General features: G+C 34.5%; 11 protein-coding genes. 8 read left to right on the top strand and 3 right to left on the bottom strand.

Annotated elements, in window-relative coordinates; genetic code table 11:
- The first annotated feature begins 24 nt into the window (after window positions 1-24).
- Window positions 25-966 carry a YitT family protein gene (locus HND39_12140; protein ID QKJ96967.1) on the top strand — a complete coding sequence of 314 codons (942 nt, stop codon included), beginning with the start codon at window positions 25-27 and terminating at the stop codon, window positions 964-966.
- A 25-nt stretch (window positions 967-991) separates the two neighbouring features.
- Here HND39_12140 and HND39_12135 read toward each other — a convergent pair whose 3' ends face one another.
- Window positions 992-2,944: a TlpA family protein disulfide reductase gene (locus HND39_12135; protein QKJ96966.1), complete on the bottom strand. Its 1,953-nt coding sequence runs from the start codon at window positions 2,942-2,944 to the stop codon at window positions 992-994.
- Between the two features lie 218 nt (window positions 2,945-3,162).
- Between HND39_12135 and HND39_12130 the strand changes: the two genes are divergently transcribed.
- A complete protein-coding gene (locus HND39_12130; GenBank protein ID QKJ96965.1) occupies window positions 3,163-3,900 on the top strand; it encodes a phosphatase PAP2 family protein in 738 nt (245 codons plus the stop codon).
- A gap of 1 nt (window position 3,901) precedes the next feature.
- Here HND39_12130 and HND39_12125 read toward each other — a convergent pair whose 3' ends face one another.
- The gene (locus HND39_12125) at window positions 3,902-4,675 is read right to left on the bottom strand and encodes an AMP nucleosidase (protein QKJ96964.1); all 774 of its coding nucleotides are present in this window, start codon (window positions 4,673-4,675) and stop codon (window positions 3,902-3,904) included.
- A gap of 694 nt (window positions 4,676-5,369) precedes the next feature.
- On the opposite strand from HND39_12125, the gene HND39_12120 reads away from it, so the two are divergent.
- Both HND39_12120 and HND39_12115 read left to right on the top strand, forming a co-directional pair.
- Entirely contained in the window at window positions 5,370-5,864 is a 495-nt protein-coding gene (locus HND39_12120) for a T9SS type A sorting domain-containing protein (protein ID QKJ97993.1), read from the top strand.
- Between the two features lie 187 nt (window positions 5,865-6,051).
- Complete coding sequence (locus HND39_12115; protein ID QKJ96963.1) at window positions 6,052-8,958, top strand: T9SS type A sorting domain-containing protein; 2,907 nt, start codon at window positions 6,052-6,054, stop codon at window positions 8,956-8,958.
- Window positions 8,959-9,216: 258 nt separating this feature from the next.
- Here HND39_12115 and HND39_12110 read toward each other — a convergent pair whose 3' ends face one another.
- The gene (locus HND39_12110; protein ID QKJ96962.1) at window positions 9,217-10,692 is read right to left on the bottom strand and encodes a peptidase M64; all 1,476 of its coding nucleotides are present in this window, start codon (window positions 10,690-10,692) and stop codon (window positions 9,217-9,219) included.
- Window positions 10,693-11,028: 336 nt separating this feature from the next.
- On the opposite strand from HND39_12110, the gene HND39_12105 reads away from it, so the two are divergent.
- The 4 genes from HND39_12105 (at window position 11,029) to HND39_12090 (ending at window position 16,519) form a co-directional block, all read left to right on the top strand.
- Window positions 11,029-12,351, top strand: coding sequence for a GTPase (locus HND39_12105; GenBank protein QKJ96961.1), 1,323 nt, complete (start codon window positions 11,029-11,031; stop codon window positions 12,349-12,351).
- Between the two features lie 182 nt (window positions 12,352-12,533).
- Window positions 12,534-12,752, top strand: a complete 219-nt coding sequence (locus tag HND39_12100) for a hypothetical protein (protein QKJ96960.1) — start codon at window positions 12,534-12,536, stop codon at window positions 12,750-12,752.
- Window positions 12,749-13,051: a hypothetical protein gene (locus tag HND39_12095; protein ID QKJ96959.1), complete on the top strand. Its 303-nt coding sequence runs from the start codon at window positions 12,749-12,751 to the stop codon at window positions 13,049-13,051. The genes HND39_12100 and HND39_12095 overlap by 4 nt, the downstream gene beginning before the upstream one ends.
- A gap of 201 nt (window positions 13,052-13,252) precedes the next feature.
- Complete coding sequence (locus HND39_12090) at window positions 13,253-16,519, top strand: glycosyl hydrolase (GenBank protein QKJ96958.1); 3,267 nt, start codon at window positions 13,253-13,255, stop codon at window positions 16,517-16,519.
- Window positions 16,520-16,595: the final 76 nt, after the last annotated feature.

Raw genomic sequence — 16,595 nt, 5'->3', positions numbered from 1 at the left:
TTAGAAAGGAATAAAATGTTTGTGATGAACACAAAGAAAATCCAATTCAACAAAAAAGCTATCCGTGATTATATTTTTATAACTATAGGTGCTGCAATTATGGCAATCGGCATCGGTATTTTTTTAGTTGATGCTAAAGTGGTTCCAGGTGGTGTAAGCGGTTTATCAATGGCGATTTATTATCTCACCGGTGGCGCATTCCCGATTGGTATAACTATCTGGCTTTTTAATATTCCATTGTTTATATGGGGTGTAAAAGAGCTCGGGACTCAATTTGGTGCGAGAACTTTTTTTGGATTTACACTCAATTCTTTCTTCATCGATTTTTTCAGAGGTGAAACTCCCGGTTTCAGTTTTATCCAGCTTCAAAACACAGAAACAATTTTAAAACTCCGTCAGGATGATTTTCTTTTTTTGATTTTACTCGGTGCTGCATTGCTGGGAATTGGTTTGGGGCTGATATTCAAATTCCGTGGTTCAACAGCAGGAAGTGATATTGTTGCAGCAATCATGCAAAAACGGTTTGGAGTTAAACCCGGGATGGCAATTATGATAATCGATTTTTTTGTTATTCTTATCGCTGGTTTTATAATTGAGTTCAAAGATCTGGCAGGAGACAGAAGTGCAATGACTCTTACACTTTATGCACTATTCCTGCTTTTCGTTTCCGCAAGATTGATCGATGCTATTATCGATGGTTTTGATTATGCACGTGCTGCTTATATTATTTCTGATAAGAATGATGAGATTGCAAAAATAATTATGAATGATTTCAGCAGAGGTGCAACAGCAATTAAAGCAAGAGGATTGTACAGAAATACTGAACGGGAAATTCTTGTTACAGTTGTTGCTTTAAGAGAATTAGGAAAACTTACCAGTATAATAAAGCAAATAGATCCGCACGCTTTCGTCACCGTAAATAATGTTTTCGAAGTTTTAGGTGAAGGATTCAGAAGAAGAATTTAACACTTTAATCTTCTGTTTTTAATTCCTACTGAACCATCGAAATCATTGCTGACAATTCTGAAACTAATTGATCATCCGAACCTTCGAATCCAACATTCATAAATCTTATGTTACTATTTTTATCGATAATAAACTTCGTCGGGATTCCACTTACTTTATATTTTTCTATCACCTCGTTTTTATCATCGAGTAAAACATGAAATGGATAATTATTTTTTTTAATGAAATCAATCGCATTTTGTTTTACGTTATCTACTCTTTCCCAGGTATTAACAAATAAAAATTTTACGTTTGAATCATCCTGATAAATCTCAACAGCTTTTTTCATTCCAGGAAAACTTGCAAGACAAGGTCCACACCACGTTGCCCAAAAATCTAACACAACAACTTTTCCTTTCAATTCAGAAAGTGAAATTTTTCTGCCATCCACATCAAGCAAAGTGAAGTCTGGTGCTGGTTCAGATATCAAATCTTTTTTTAATTTTTGATTCAGCTTTTCATTACCAGCGCTTTCAAACTTTGCTGCAAAATCTTCAAAGCCGGCATCACTTCCCTTTTGACCAATATATGCTTCGAGTAAATACTCTTTCATCTTCGGAGATGAAAAACCAGTTTTATAAAACTCACCAATCTTCGAAATAGCTTTATCATACTCGCCATCTTTAACCAATATCTTTGCATAGAATATATTGATATCAGTTTCTCTTCCTCTTGTAAGATTTACAGCTTCTTCAGATAAAGCAAGACATTCATTGTGTTCATCGCCCATTTTGTTAAGCAGTTGCGCTTCAACAAAAAGTGTCAGTCCGAGCATATATCTCCTATCCTGAAGCCACTCAGATTCAGAATAGTATTTCGGTTTTTCACCTTTTGGTGATGTAACTTCTTCTCTGTTCCTAAGCTCACCAAGATTAATTATTTGAAAAGCGAGATCATAATCAGCATCTTCTTTTAACATTCGATCAGCAACTGAATAAAATCTGAATGTGCTGACTTTATTTTGATTTTCGGTAAGAAAATCAAAAGCTTTTTTGTAATCTTTTGTATCCCTGTAATAGTTTGTAATTATATCATACATCGGTTCTATGTATTGACTTTCAGGATAATTTTTTTCGAATTCTTTTAGAAAATTTATTTTATCATTTACATCAACGAGTTGTCTGAATTCAGAATATTTCTTTGACTGAATATATTCAGACAGCGGATATTTTTCCGAAATAATTTTTTCATATTCTATTGCTTTTTTATCTTCGCCAAGTTTTGAATACCATGCAGCTAATACAGTATAATCTTCTTCAGTTTTATTTTCTTTTTTTCCCAGATTAGCTAAATCATCGTTAATAATTACATCACTATCTTTATTCTTTACAGCATAAACAACATTAAAATATGGCTGGAGGAAATTATTTTTCTGATCAGGATTATTTTTAAATTCTTCATCAAATAATTGAAGTGCTTTATCCTTATTCCTGTCTAAATCAAGATAGTACGCACCCCAACTGTTAATTGCCACTGCATAGCCGGCTAAACTTCCAGGAAGCTGCTTCCCGTTTTTGTCTGTCAAATAAATAACATAACCAGCTTTTTGATTATTATCGGTCAGATCATCTGATTTAAATTTTAATATCAATCCAAATGTGCTGTCATTTGTTTGAACTGTACCTTTCAGATATTTTTTTTCAGCTTTTAAAGTTACATCAACGGTATTAATCAGATCTTTGTTAAAAAGGTAAGCTAAACATTGAATACTATCTTCTCCGGCAAGTATTGTGCTATCCGGATTATAAAAAATTGTAACTTCTTCTCCCGGTGAAACCGTTTCCGGTAAATAGCCAAATCCATCTGATAATTTTGGTTCTGTAGAACAACTGATAAATAATATTAATATCATTAATAAAGGGATGAGCATTCGTAACATTTTTTTTCCTTTCAGATAATTCATAACATAAAAAGTTGTAAAAGCGATATAAATATTCATCTTAATACTGATTTCATTATATCTCAGATTACAACTTAACAAACTTTAAAAATAATTTTATTAAATAATGTACCTTTTTAATTACCATAAATCACGGAATATTCTTCTTGAATTTCATTCGATACATCAACAAATATTTACCAACTTTAATTGAAGAATTATCTGAGATTATTACTGTTATTTTTTTATTTTTGAGTTCCAAAAAATCAACTTAAAAAATGAATCTTGAAAATCAATCATATCTCGAAAATTTGCGCGCATTCGACGAAAAACCTGAGAAACAAACCAGTTTTAAAGCCTTATTCATATTTGCACTCAGCCTAATAATTTTTGTTTTAACTGCATTAGGTTTTTTAGATACGCTTTCAACTTACGTATCACATTATCTTTTGAGACAGCTTGGATATACAAATAAATGGAGCCTCTGGTATGGTCCCGAATGGTTCATCGGTATAAATCGTGATGTAGCTGCACTCGCAGGATTACCAGTCTTATTAACATTCATGACAATTATTCTTATCTACTACAACCTGCGCAAACAATCAAAAAGATTATGGAGGTTAGTTTTTATTATAGTTGGAGGCGGCTTGATTTTGCTCATTGCGAAATATTTTTTTGCCCCGGATGTTCAGTCAGAGCAATTCGATTTTTTCAATGCAACTGAATATAAATTGCCAAGCGGGCATGCAATGATGGGAACAATCTTCTATCTGACACTCGCTGTTACGATTTCCAGAAGACAACATTCAAGTAAAACAAAAAGATTGACTATTATATCAGGGGTTGTTCTAATAATTTTAATTGGAATCAGCAGAATACTACCAGGAATTCATTCACTAAAAGATGTAGTTGCCGGATGGTCTTTGGGATTAGTATGGTTATGTTTATGCTGGTTTGTTGAACGATACATTAAAAAAGCGAGCGATCTGCAGAAAAGATCTCAGCAGGTACTGTAACTTAAAATGTAAAATGTTTAATGTGTTCACCCTTTTCGCCGATTTCTGTCATTGCTTCGATACCAATTTCAAGATGAACGTCAGAATATTTTAGAGTTACCTCTTTATCTGATTCTTCAGTTTTCACACCTTCGGGAAGCATTGGAATATCAGATACTAAAAGCAAAGCACCGCGTGGAATTTCATTTACCAATCCGACAATAAAGAGAGTTGCAGTTTCCATATCAATTGCAATTGTGGAAAGTTTGCGCAAATAATTTTTAAACTCATCATCCCATTCCCAAAGCCGCCGGTTGGTTGTATAAACAACACCGGTTCTGTATTCAAAACCTCTTTGAACAATTTTATCAGAAACAAATTTATGCAGCTTAAAAGATGGAAGTGCAGGAACCTCTGGTGGTTTGTAATCGTTGCTTGTTCCTTCGCCTCTGATTGCTGCAGTTGGAAGAATAAAATGTCCAAGCTCAGTTGATCTTTTAAGTCCGCCGCATTTACCAAGAAACAAAACACCTTTAGGTGCGCGGGCAGAAAGCAGATCCATTATTGTTGCAGCATTTGCTGACCCAATACCAAAATTAATTATTGAAAGACCATCTGAGTTTGTAGCTGTCTGCATAGGTCTCCCGGTGCCTTTGATTTCTGTATTAAATTTTTTTGCAAATTTTTCAACATAGTCTGCAAAGTTTGTGAGCAGCATATAATCGCCAAACTCATCTATCTTCGTTCCGGTGTATCTGTGAAGCCAGCTTTTTGCGATGTCAAGTTTTGTTTTCATTCTGGGCGAAAAATAAACAAAATTACTCTAATCCTTGCTTTTGGTTGAAATAATTATTTAGTTTGCAGAAAAAATCCAGAGATTGATAATGAAAAAGATTATCCTGATTGTAATTTTTATTTCGACAAAAATACTTTCGCAAAATCCTGTACATTTTGAATCACCATTCATTTTTTTAGAATTGGGAATCACACCCGATACGTTAATTTTGGGTTATGATTCTTTTGCAACTGATAGTCTGGATCCTACACTTGGTGAAGTGATCGTTCCTCAGGTTCCAGGAACTTTTGGAGTTCGATTTCAATTGCCTTCAGATACTTCCATTTATACGAAGAAAGATTTTCGGTTTGGTTGTGGACGACCTGATTATCATGAATATTTAGTTGATATTGAATCAGGTTACTCGATAGAAATTATTTGGGATTGGCAAATGATATATTCTGTAACATTTATTAATCCATATTCAGGACACACTTTGCAAACAATTGATTTCGGGAATCCGGCAACTTATTACATCGACTCGCTTGATAAAATTATCTTAGGTGTTCAATATGACGGACCTCTCTCCTGGCCAACATATCAAGTTGTATCACCTAACGGTGGAGAAACATTAATTAGCGGTGAAAATTTTCTAATTACATGGACAAATAGTTTTTTACCTCCAGGAAAATTGTGGTATTCATCTGATGCAGGAATGAACTGGTCAGTTATTAGCGATAACTTACCATCCCCTTATAATAGTTTTAGCTGGCAAGTTCCTCAAATAGATTCAGATAGTTGTTTAATCAGAGTAGGATATTTTCCTTGTGCGTATGATGAATCTAATAATTTTTTCACTATCACAATTCCGAATAATGTTGAAGACGAAATGGATTTGCCGACTGAGTTTTCTCTATCTCAAAATTATCCCAATCCGTTTAATCCAACAACAAAAATAAAATTTACAATACCGGCCTCCCTAAATCCCTTCAAAGGAGGGACTTTAGTGCAATTACGAGTTTACGATATTTTAGGAAGGGAAGTGAAAGTACTTGTAAATGAAGAAAAGCAATCTGGTGTATATGAAATAGAATTTGATGGCAGCAGTCTTTCTGGTGGAGTTTACTTTTACAGATTAACTGCACGTGATCCTTCGACAGGCTCAGGACAGAGATTTAGTGAAACTAAGAAATTAGTTTTAATAAAATGAAGTTTGAAAAATCGTTCTGCCCTCTCCTTCGGAGAGGGACGGGGGTGAGGCTTTCCGATGGAATTTATTTTTATCAATTTCAAGCAGGCACTTTTGTTCAAACAAGAAAGATGGTATTGATAAGATAGAGTAAACGAAAATCTTTAAAAAGAATAATTATTTAGTTTGTAAAAAAACGGCGATAGAAATGAGAACTTTAAACTATCTATCAGTATTCATAATAGGTATAATTAATTCAGAGTCAATCGCGCAAGCCACCTATTTAGGTTACATGTTTATTCCTACTGCGTATGGTAATTATTCTGAGCTTACAGACGGCACAATTAGTACTGCAATTGGAAACGATGGAGCGGAGAATATAAATCTTCCATTTCCTTTTGAATACATGGGGATTACGTATTCAACTGCTAGAATTTCTGTTAATGGTTGGATTGAGATGGGACAAACTTACACCGGTCCTGGTGCATTTAATGAACTTGAGAGTACTGTAAAGAAACCCTTGATTTGCCCCTTATGGAGTGATTTGTATGCTGACTCACAAAGTGAGATAAGATATGAAACCATCGGAGAATATCCTGCAAGAATATTTGTCATTCAATGGAAAGACTTAACTTGGTATGATGGTAGCCCATTAAGGAAAAGTTTTCAGGTGAGGATTTGGGAATTGGATGGAACAATCGATTTCATGTATGGGCCTGGAACTTCGTCTGGTTCTCAATTTTCAGTTGGAATGAATAATCATATTGGCGGTACCGGAAATTTCATTAGTGTTACGCCGATGCAGTTTATTTATAATTTTACAGTATCAACTACAACTGCCAACAATTATAACTACGACCTTTCTCTTTTACCGGAAAATCTGACTCTTAGCTTTGTACCTCAACAATATCACTATTATGGGTCAAAATTGTACCAAACTCCAGATAGTGTTTTTGTTGGAAATCAAAATCAGAAAATTATTGCTATTATAATTCCAAGTCATGATGGAGGAGCTTTGACTCCACCACAAGTATTAAAATTTTATTTCAATACTTACGGGACTACCAATCTAAATGATATTGTAAATGTCAAATTATTTTCCACGGGTTCATCACCTTATTTTAGCAACAATCATCAAATAGGAGAAACATACACAAACCCATCAGGATTATTTGAAATCAATAATATAACAGGTGCTTATCTGATTAATAATGCAACCAATTATTACTGGTTAGCTTATGATATTTCTGCTGAAGCAACTGCTGGCAACTTGGTTGACGGGAATTGTTATAAAATTGATTTAACCGGACCACCTATATATCCAGATTCTTTACTCACAGATCCGAAATTAGTTATCATTGAAAATACATTTCCGACCAATTTATCAATTGGATTAAGTGGTGATTTTCTTACTATAACAGAAGCGATTCAATCATTAGAGAATCAATCGATTAGCTCTCCTACAATTTTAGAATTATTAAATACATACAATGCCACAAATGAAATTTTTCCTATAGAGATTCCTTTTATAAATGGAAGTTCACAGAATAATATTATTACTATTCGTCCAGCTCAAAATGCAACAAATATTAATCTCATCAGCAATACAATAATCTTTACTTTTCAGAATGCTACTTTTACAACAATTGATGGCAGGCCGGGTGGAATTGGTGAAGAAAAGGAAATATCACTTATAAATACATCTTTAAGTTCCAGTACAATTCTTTTCCTTGATAGCACTCATTTTAATACTATTATGTATTGTAACATTCTTGGCAGCGATACAAGTTCAACAGATGGTGTAGTTTCATTTAAACCTTACAATAATACTAATAACACTTTAGCAAATTGTCTAATTGCAAATTATGATAATAACTTACCTTCGTTTGGGATAAAAATTTTTAATGATTTCCAAAGTGGTCAGGGTGGTTCTCATCATACTGTAATAAATTGTGAAATTAAAAATTTCAAAAAAGCCGGAATAGAAATTCACATTGCAGATAATTCGTCGCTAATCGGGAATATTATACACAATGAATTTGAAGTATCAAGTAATTCATTATCGGGAATTAATTGCTACGCTAGGCATGTGACAATAAGTAAGTGTAAAATCTATAATTTGATTTCAAGTGAATTAAATTCAAATGATGTATATGGGATAAAGATTCCGAGAGGTTGGGGCGGAGTTGTTGACAATAATTTTATTTCTCTTTCAGGTAATGAACAATCATCTATTACTGGAATTTATTTAAAGGGAGAATTATTTATTGGTTATTTTTTCTATTATAATTCAATTAATATTTTTGGAAATTGTGAAAGTTCTGAGGGTAGTAGTTGCCTTAAAAGGGATTGGACTTTGACTGAAAATCCTTCTTTGTACCCACCATGGTATTTACTCAATAACATTCTTGTAAATAATAGAGTGAATACATCAGGTAATGGAATACATTTGGCTATTGATTCTAATGATCCTTATTATTCAGCAGATTATGACTACAATAATCACTATGTAACTCCGCCAAATAATTATATCGGGAAGTGGATAAACACTTATGCTTCAAATATCGAGGAATGGAAAATTTTGAGTAATCGAGATCCGAATTCAGTGAGTACGGATGTAAATTTTGTTTCTGATACCGATTTGCATTTAACTGGCGGTTCTATTGGAGACAGTTTGTTAATTGGAATTCCTATTAGTGGAATTACAACTGATATAGATGGTGAATTAAGGCATCTCATTTCACCCTATAAAGGAGCCGATGAAGTTGATAGTCCGGTCTTTATAAATGAGACTAATAAGTTACCCTCAAACTTTGCTCTTTTTCAAAACTACCCCAACCCTTTTAATCCAAGCACAAAAATAAAATATACAATACCGGCATCCCTAAATCCCTCCAAAGGAGGGACTTTAGTGCAATTACGAGTTTACGATATTTTAGGAAGGGAAGTGAAAGTACTTGTAAATGAAGAAAAGCAATCTGGTGTATATGAAATAGAATTTGATGGTAGCAGTCTTTCTGGTGGAGTTTACTTTTACAGATTAACTGCACGTGATCCTTCGACAGGCTCAGGACAGAGATTTAGTGATACTAAGAAATTAGTTTTAATAAAATGAAGTTTGAAAAATCGTTCTGCCCTCTCCTTCGGAGAGGGACGGGGTGAGGCTTTCCGATGGAATTTATTTTTATCAACTAAAAGCTGGCGAGTCTTCGGAGACGAAGAAAATGATTCTACTCAAATGATTAAGCACAAAGAACCTGCCGGCAGGCAGGGATGGTATTGATAAGATAGAGTAAGAGAAAGATTACGAGTAAGAGTAAGATTGAAACTAAATCTTGCTCTTTCTCTTACTCATAATCTTAATCTGAGTTTCTCATTCGGTGTACTGCTCAATTACTTTAATAATATGCGCTTCACAAACTTTACAGAATGGTCGTTCACCTTTTGAAAACATAATACAATCCAGCATCGGGCGGTACATTCCGGATGCAACATATCCGGCTCCTTCAAAAGCGCCAACTTTACCATAGTATGAATTTTTCTTTAAATACGAATCAACAAGTTGCGAATGCTCTTTGTCCTTTCTCGCGTAGGCATCCTCTGCTGCTTTTATTATTTCGGGTGACTGCCGTTCTCTTTTCAATTGAGCGGTTCGTTTGTTCATCTCTCTTCGCTCTGCCTGCCATTTGTAATCCATAGAGTCGTATTTGGCTTTGTCCCATGGGGTCGGAATTTCGATTCCGGGTGAAAGAAATTCATTCCACTTCACAGATGGTGGATTGAGTAATGCAGTTACATTCGGTTCGAGAGGTTCAATTGCCAGCGGATAAAAATCATTATACTGAACATCCGAAGTATAATACTCATCAGCAAGTCCCGAAAATGAATGACCAAACTCGTGGAGGAACAAATAATCTCTGAATTGATTGTCAGTGGTAAACGTACAGAAGAAATTATAAATTCCACCACCGCCGTAACGGGGATGATTTACCATTATATAAATTGCATCGTACGGAGCGTGAGCTGCTAAATCTCTAACAGCTTTATTGTCCTCAGTCAGGATATATCTTTCGGAACCCATCGAATTAAATGTACAACTAAGTACTGTATTCGCATATTGATCTGCTGGTGGTTCATCAATTCCGCTGTCTTCCGAAGGTTTGTAAACCCCATGAATATTAAATTTATCCTGGTTCGATTTATAAGGTTCCATCTTAAAAAAAACATCAGTAAAATATTTTAGATCCTTTTCAAATTTACTTTTCTCGTCCTGAGTATAACCTTCACCAAGTATCACAACATCAACCCGACTATGCGGATCACCGTTTGAATCAGCGCTATAAACTTTTACCATCTTATCTTTTATTTTATCTCTGACTATCATTATATCAGCAGGATCAATTTCTCTTCTGAAAAATTCAAACAAATTCTGTTCCTTATCTCTTCTTTCAATAGAAAAAATTATTTTACTCTTTGGATAAGGAATGACAGCAGATTCCTGAAAGGTTTTTTTAATTCCTGCCATTCCATCACTGCTGGTTTTATATTCGCCAAAGTAACTGTCAAATCCTTTTGAATAAATTAATTCACCAGAAGCGGCATCATAAATCTTAACACAATATCTGCCAAGATTCATGTTATCAATAAGATGAACCCTGCTTCCAGCCCATATACCGTATTTATAAATCTGATCAAGTGTAATAAATTCATCTTTTGCTTCACCAACATGGAAATAATCTATTCTCATTGTTTCATCAAGGAAATATTTGTTGAAATTTTCGAATTCCTGACTTATTGCTGATGAAGTTAGAAGTGTAGTAAAGAAAGTAATAATAGCAAACTTTTTCATTGTTGTTCCTCTCTCATTGATAATTCGATTTTACAGATACAAAGATATTGATTTTTAAACAGACTGAATGATAGATTCACTAATTCAGATATCGGTTTCCGGGATTAAATAATATCTCTAAATAATAATCAATTTTCTGGTGTGGTGTGAAACTGGTTTAAGAAAATCAGTTTGAAAATAAACCGAAACCACATTTAATTCAAAAATACTCAATTAGTGATGAGTAGTTCTTTATTCAAGTTACTTAAAAAAAGCTTATTTTCTCGCTAAAAAGCCTTAAATTTGACAATGATTTTATAAGATTTAATCAAATCAACAAACCGAAGGAGAATTTTTATGGCCCGCAAAAATGTTCTGATTATGGGTGCGGCTGGTCGCGACTTCCACAACTTTAATGTGTTTTTCAGAAACAACAGATCATACAACGTTGTTGCTTTCACTGCAACTCAAATTCCAAATATCGAAGGAAGGACTTATCCGAGACAACTTTCAGGAAAACTTTATCCGAAAGGGATAAAAATTTATGAAGAAAAATATCTTGAAAAATTAATTAAAGATTTGAAAGTAGATGAAGTTGTTTTTTCATATTCAGATGTTCCATTCGATTATGTAATGGCAAAGGCATCAGTCGTAAATGCTGCCGGAGTTTCCTTCAGACTTCTTGGTGCAGCAGAAACTCAGGTAAAAAGTAAGAAACCAGTTGTTGCTGTTTTAGCAGTAAGAACCGGTGCCGGGAAATCTCAGACTTCAAGAAAAGTGGTTAATGTTTTAACTGAAGCCGGAAAAAAAGTTGTAGCAATCCGGCACCCAATGCCTTACGGTGATCTCGCAACTCAAAAAGTTCAACGTTTTGCAACTTACGCAGATCTGAAAAAACATAAATGTACAATCGAAGAAATTGAAGAATATGAACCACACGTAGCTCGTGGTGGGGTTATTTATGCAGGAGTTGACTATGAAGCAATTCTTCGTGAAGCAGAAAAGGAAGCAGATGTAATTCTTTGGGATGGTGGAAATAATGATTTCTCATTTTACAAAGCTGATGTAACCTTCACTGTTGTAGATCCTCACAGACCGGGACATGAACTTTATTATTATCCCGGTAACACTTCATTAAGAATGGCTGATGCTGCGGTAATAAATAAAATTGATTCGGCTGATAACGATGACATACTCGAAGTAATCGCAAACACAAAGATGATAAATCCGAACGCAACAATTATTGAAGCAGCTTCACCAATTACTGTAGATAAGCCATCTGTAATCAAAGGAAAGAAAGTTCTTGTAGTTGAAGATGGTCCGACGTTAACTCACGGAGAAATGAAATACGGTGCCGGAACAATCGCAGCACAAAAACTTGGTGCGATGGAAATTGTAGATCCTCGACCTTATACTGTTAAAACGATTTCGGATACTTTCAAAAAATATCCTAATATCGGAACACTTCTGCCGGCGATGGGATATGGGAAAGCACAGATGAAAGATCTGGAAACCACAATTAACAGAACCGAATGTGATTCAGTCGTGATTGGAACTCCGATTGATTTGAGCAGATATATAAAAATTAATAAACCATACACACGAGTTAATTACGAACTGCAGGAAATTGGTCAGAATACAATTGAAACTGTTTTAAGAGAAAAGAAAATAATTAAATAAAAAATGTCATTCCGGACGATCCGGCAACTGCCGGATTGATCCGGAATCTGAAACCTTCCTCCCCAATCCGCAAAACCTCAATCATAGCTTTTTGGACAAATTAACTATCTTCAATATTAGTTGATTGCATAAAAGAAAGCATAAAGTTATATTTATAAAAGGAAAATTATTAAGAAAATAAAATGACAAAATTATTAGAAAAGGCATTTCGAAAAGCTGCTGAACTTTCTGAAGATCAACAAAATATTATAGCTAAATGGCTTTTGGAAGAACTTGAGAGCGAAAGAAAATGGAAAAAAAGTTTTTCTGAATCTGAAGATGTTTTGGATATCCTTGTTAAAGAAACAATTGAACAATATGAAAATGGGAAAACAAATCAACTAGACACAAAAAAGCTTTGATTTCGAGGACGAATGAAAATTTCTGGAAGAGTTATGATTTACTTCCAGTTGATGTTAAGAAGAAGGCAAAGAGAGTATTTAAATTATTCCAGATAGAATCATCTCATCCAAGTTTACACTTTAAACAAATTCATTCCAAACAACAAATTTTTTCTATTAGAATTTCAAGAAGTTATCGGGCATTAGGAGTAGTTCAAAAAGATGAAATAATCTGGTTCTGGATTGGTTCGCACTCCGATTATGATAATATGATAAATTTCAATCCGCAAGAAATTATAATGTTGAGCATTTCTTATTAATTCAGTAATAACATTCGCAACTTAAAAGGGTGAAAGAAGTATTTGTTCGTTTGACAGACATAAATCCCCACCCATCAAAATCTTTCTTCAAAAGATTGTAATTCAACTACATTATCCCTTAATTTATCGCAGTTTATTTAACAAATTTTCATACAATCATACATTCATACAACCATTCAAGCATATTGTTGGAGTATTATAATGCAAAAATCATTAACCATTTTTGTCCTGACAATTCTATTCACACTTTCATCAATCACTTTCGGTCAGGAAAAATCTGAACCAGATTCACTAAAAAATATTTCTCTTGCAGGACTTTCGTTTAGAAGTATCGGACCTGCTGTGACAGGTGGAAGAGTTGTTGATATTGCTGTGAACCCATTTAATCACAGTGAATATTATGTTGCTTCCGGTCATGGTTCTTTATGGAAAACTACAAACAGTGGAATAACTTTTTCACCAATCTTCGATGCTAATAAATCTTATGCAATCGGGTGTGTTACAATCGATCCAACAAATCCAAATGTTGTTTGGGTTGGAACCGGTGAAAACAATAATCAGAATAATGTGATTTTTGGTGATGGAGTTTATAAAAGTGAAGACGGTGGAAAAAGCTGGAAGAATATGGGACTCGATAGTTCTGACCAGATCGGAGGAATTGTAATCGATCCGAATAATTCACAAATAGTTTACGTTGCAGCTTATGGTTCATCAAGAAATTCTGGCGGACAAAGAGGAATTTATAAAACTGTTGATGGTGGAAAAGCGTGGGCAAAAGTTTTAAACATTAGTGAGTACACCGGTTGTTATCAGGTTCACATGGATCCACGATTCTCAAATATTTTGTATGCAGTTGCTCATCAACGAATGAGAAATTTATACACTGGAGTTTATGGTGGTCCTGAAAGTGGAATTTATCGCAGTATTGATTTCGGTATGACCTGGGAAAAATTAAAAAGCGGATTGCCTTCATTAGATGTTGGAAGAATCGGAATGGCGATATCTCCTGTTAATCCTGATTATCTTTGTGCAATAATTGAAGCAACTGACAAAGATAAAGGTGTTTACAAAAGTACTGATCGTGGTGCAAGTTGGACAAAACAAAGCAGCTACAATGCAAGTGCACCATTTTATTATCATGAATTAATTTGTGATCCGATTGAATTGGAAAGAGTTTATAGCAATGATACTTTCCTCCAGGTTACAATCGATGGTGGTAAAACTTGGAAAAATCTCGGCGATGATAAAAAGCATGTTGATAATCATGCACTCTGGATTGATCCACAAAATAATAAACACATTCTTGCCGGTTGCGATGGAGGGGTTTATGAAACTTTCGATAGAGCAAAAAATTGGGATTTTAAACCCAATATTCCAATTGCAGAAATTTACAAAGTAACAACAGACAACGCAGAACCATTTTATAATGTTTATATCGGGACTCAGGATAATAATAGTCTTGGTGGACCATCACGAACAATTAGCTCAGCAGGAATAGTGAATAGCGATTGGTTGTTCACAAATGCCGGTGATGGTTTTGAAACTCAGGTTGACTGGAAAGATCCGAATATAATTTATTCGCAATCACAATTTGGCGGACTCGTTCGATTCGATAAACGAAGTGGAGAAAATCTTTTTATACAGCCTCAGGATTTTGCTGATTCAGCCTACCGATTCGATTGGGATGCAGGGTTTGTAATTTCAAGTCACGATAATCACAGATTATATTTTGGCGGAAACAAACTTTTACGAAGTGATGATCAGGGAAATACTTGGAAAGAAATTAGTCCTGACTTAACAAGAGGAGTTCCGGAAGAAATGCAAAAGTTGATGGGACAAAGCTGGAGCATTGACCAGCTTGCAAAAAAAAGTTCTTTGGCACAGATTGTAACTATCGCAGAATCGCCGATTGATGAAAAAATTTTATTTGTAGGTTCTGCGGATGGACTAATTCACTTCACTACAAATGGAGGAACAAACTGGACGACAGCATCAACACCAGGTTTACCTGAATACACAAGAATTCATCACATCATCGCATCAAATTTTGATGTGAATGTTGCTTACGCAGCTTGTCATAATTATATCGGTGGTGATTATAAACCATATATCTATAAGACAAATGATGGTGGAAAGAGTTGGTTTGCGATTAGTAATAATCTTCCGGAACCCGGCAGTACATTTTCAATTGCTGAAGATCACGCTGATAAAAATTTATTATTTCTTGGAACACTCTTCGGAGTTTACTTTTCAAATGATGGTGGAAATGAATGGATAAAATTTGATAATGGAATGCCTCCGGCTTGCGTGATGGATCTTCAAATTCAAAAAAGGGAAAGTGATCTTGTTGTTTCAACTTTCGGAAGAGGAGTTTATATTCTTGATGATTATTCACCACTCAGATATATGTCAAAAGAAACTTTACAAAAGGAAGCAGAAATTTTTCCAATCAAAGACGCATTGATGTTCATTCAATCAAACCCACTAGGTTTCAGAGGCGTAGCATTTATGGGTGCGAGTTTTTATTCGGCACCGAATCCAGAAGTTGGTGCAGTGTTCACATATTATTTAAAAGATGAATTCAAATCGCTTAAAGAAAAAAGAAGAGATGAAGAAAAAGAAAAACAGAAAAAAGGTGAAGATGTAAAATATCCATCATATACAACTTTGATGAATGAACAGGAAGAACCGGCATCTTATCTGCTCTTCACAATTACAGATGCAACTGGCAATGTTGTTCATAAAATAAAAACTGATGCTAACAAAGGCGTAAACAGAATCGTCTGGAATTTCAGATATTCTCCGGTAACTCCAATATCATTAGAACCATTTGATGACTCTGTTCCGTGGTCTGAACCGGATAAAGGATTTATGGTAGTTCCCGGGAAATATTTTGTTTCACTTTCTAAATTTCAGGATGGAAAATTTACTGAGCTTGTTTCTGCAAAAGAATTTAATTGTGTACCATTGAATAATACTTCCATTCCAGCTCAGGATAAACAAGCTCTTGATGTTTTCAATAAAAAAGTTGCAGAACTTACGAGAGCAATAGCAGGATTGGATGCTTATCGACAAGAACTTGTTGATAAACTTGTATATCTGAAAAAAGCTTCAATTGAAACATCCGGAGTTCCTGAAGATACTTATACAACTATAATTAATATTGAATCTGATTTGAGAGAATTAAATCGCGAATTAAACGGAGATCAGTTGAGGACAAGATATGAAGGTGCAACACCAACTTCAGTAAAACAAAGAGTAGAATTAATTACAGGTGCTTTGTGGAGTACAACTGCGGCTCCGACAAATACATTTATTACTTCTTATGATATTGCAGCCAGTAAGTTCGATGAAATTTCAGCTTCATTACTGTCAATTGATTTGAGTATAAAACAAGTTGAAGATGTGCTCGAGCAATCTGGTGCACCATTTACACCGGGAAGATTTCCTGAATGGAAAAAGAATTAGAAAATAATTCGTGCATTCTTGGCAGACAATAACTAGCCTCGAATTCACGAATAATTCCTTAATGAAGTTGAGGAAC

This window comes from Ignavibacteriota bacterium, assembly GCA_013285405.1.
Classification (GTDB): domain Bacteria; phylum Bacteroidota; class Ignavibacteria; order Ignavibacteriales; family Ignavibacteriaceae; genus IGN2.
The sequence above is the reverse complement of the archived record's forward strand: the minus strand, read 5'-3'. Positions and strand labels throughout refer to the sequence as shown.

Excerpts from the sequence above, each read along its gene's own strand:
- HND39_12140 (QKJ96967.1), top strand. The coding sequence starts at position 25 with ATGAACACAAAGAAAATCCAATTCAACAAAAAAGCTATCCGTGATTAT.
- HND39_12135 (QKJ96966.1), bottom strand. The coding sequence starts at position 2,944 with ATGAATATTTATATCGCTTTTACAACTTTTTATGTTATGAATTATCTG.
- HND39_12130 (QKJ96965.1), top strand. The coding sequence starts at position 3,163 with ATGAATCTTGAAAATCAATCATATCTCGAAAATTTGCGCGCATTCGAC.
- HND39_12125 (QKJ96964.1), bottom strand. The coding sequence starts at position 4,675 with ATGAAAACAAAACTTGACATCGCAAAAAGCTGGCTTCACAGATACACC.
- HND39_12120 (QKJ97993.1), top strand. The coding sequence starts at position 5,370 with ATGAACTGGTCAGTTATTAGCGATAACTTACCATCCCCTTATAATAGT.
- HND39_12115 (QKJ96963.1), top strand. The coding sequence starts at position 6,052 with ATGAGAACTTTAAACTATCTATCAGTATTCATAATAGGTATAATTAAT.
- HND39_12110 (QKJ96962.1), bottom strand. The coding sequence starts at position 10,692 with ATGAAAAAGTTTGCTATTATTACTTTCTTTACTACACTTCTAACTTCA.
- HND39_12105 (QKJ96961.1), top strand. The coding sequence starts at position 11,029 with ATGGCCCGCAAAAATGTTCTGATTATGGGTGCGGCTGGTCGCGACTTC.
- HND39_12100 (QKJ96960.1), top strand. The coding sequence starts at position 12,534 with ATGACAAAATTATTAGAAAAGGCATTTCGAAAAGCTGCTGAACTTTCT.
- HND39_12090 (QKJ96958.1), top strand. The coding sequence starts at position 13,253 with ATGCAAAAATCATTAACCATTTTTGTCCTGACAATTCTATTCACACTT.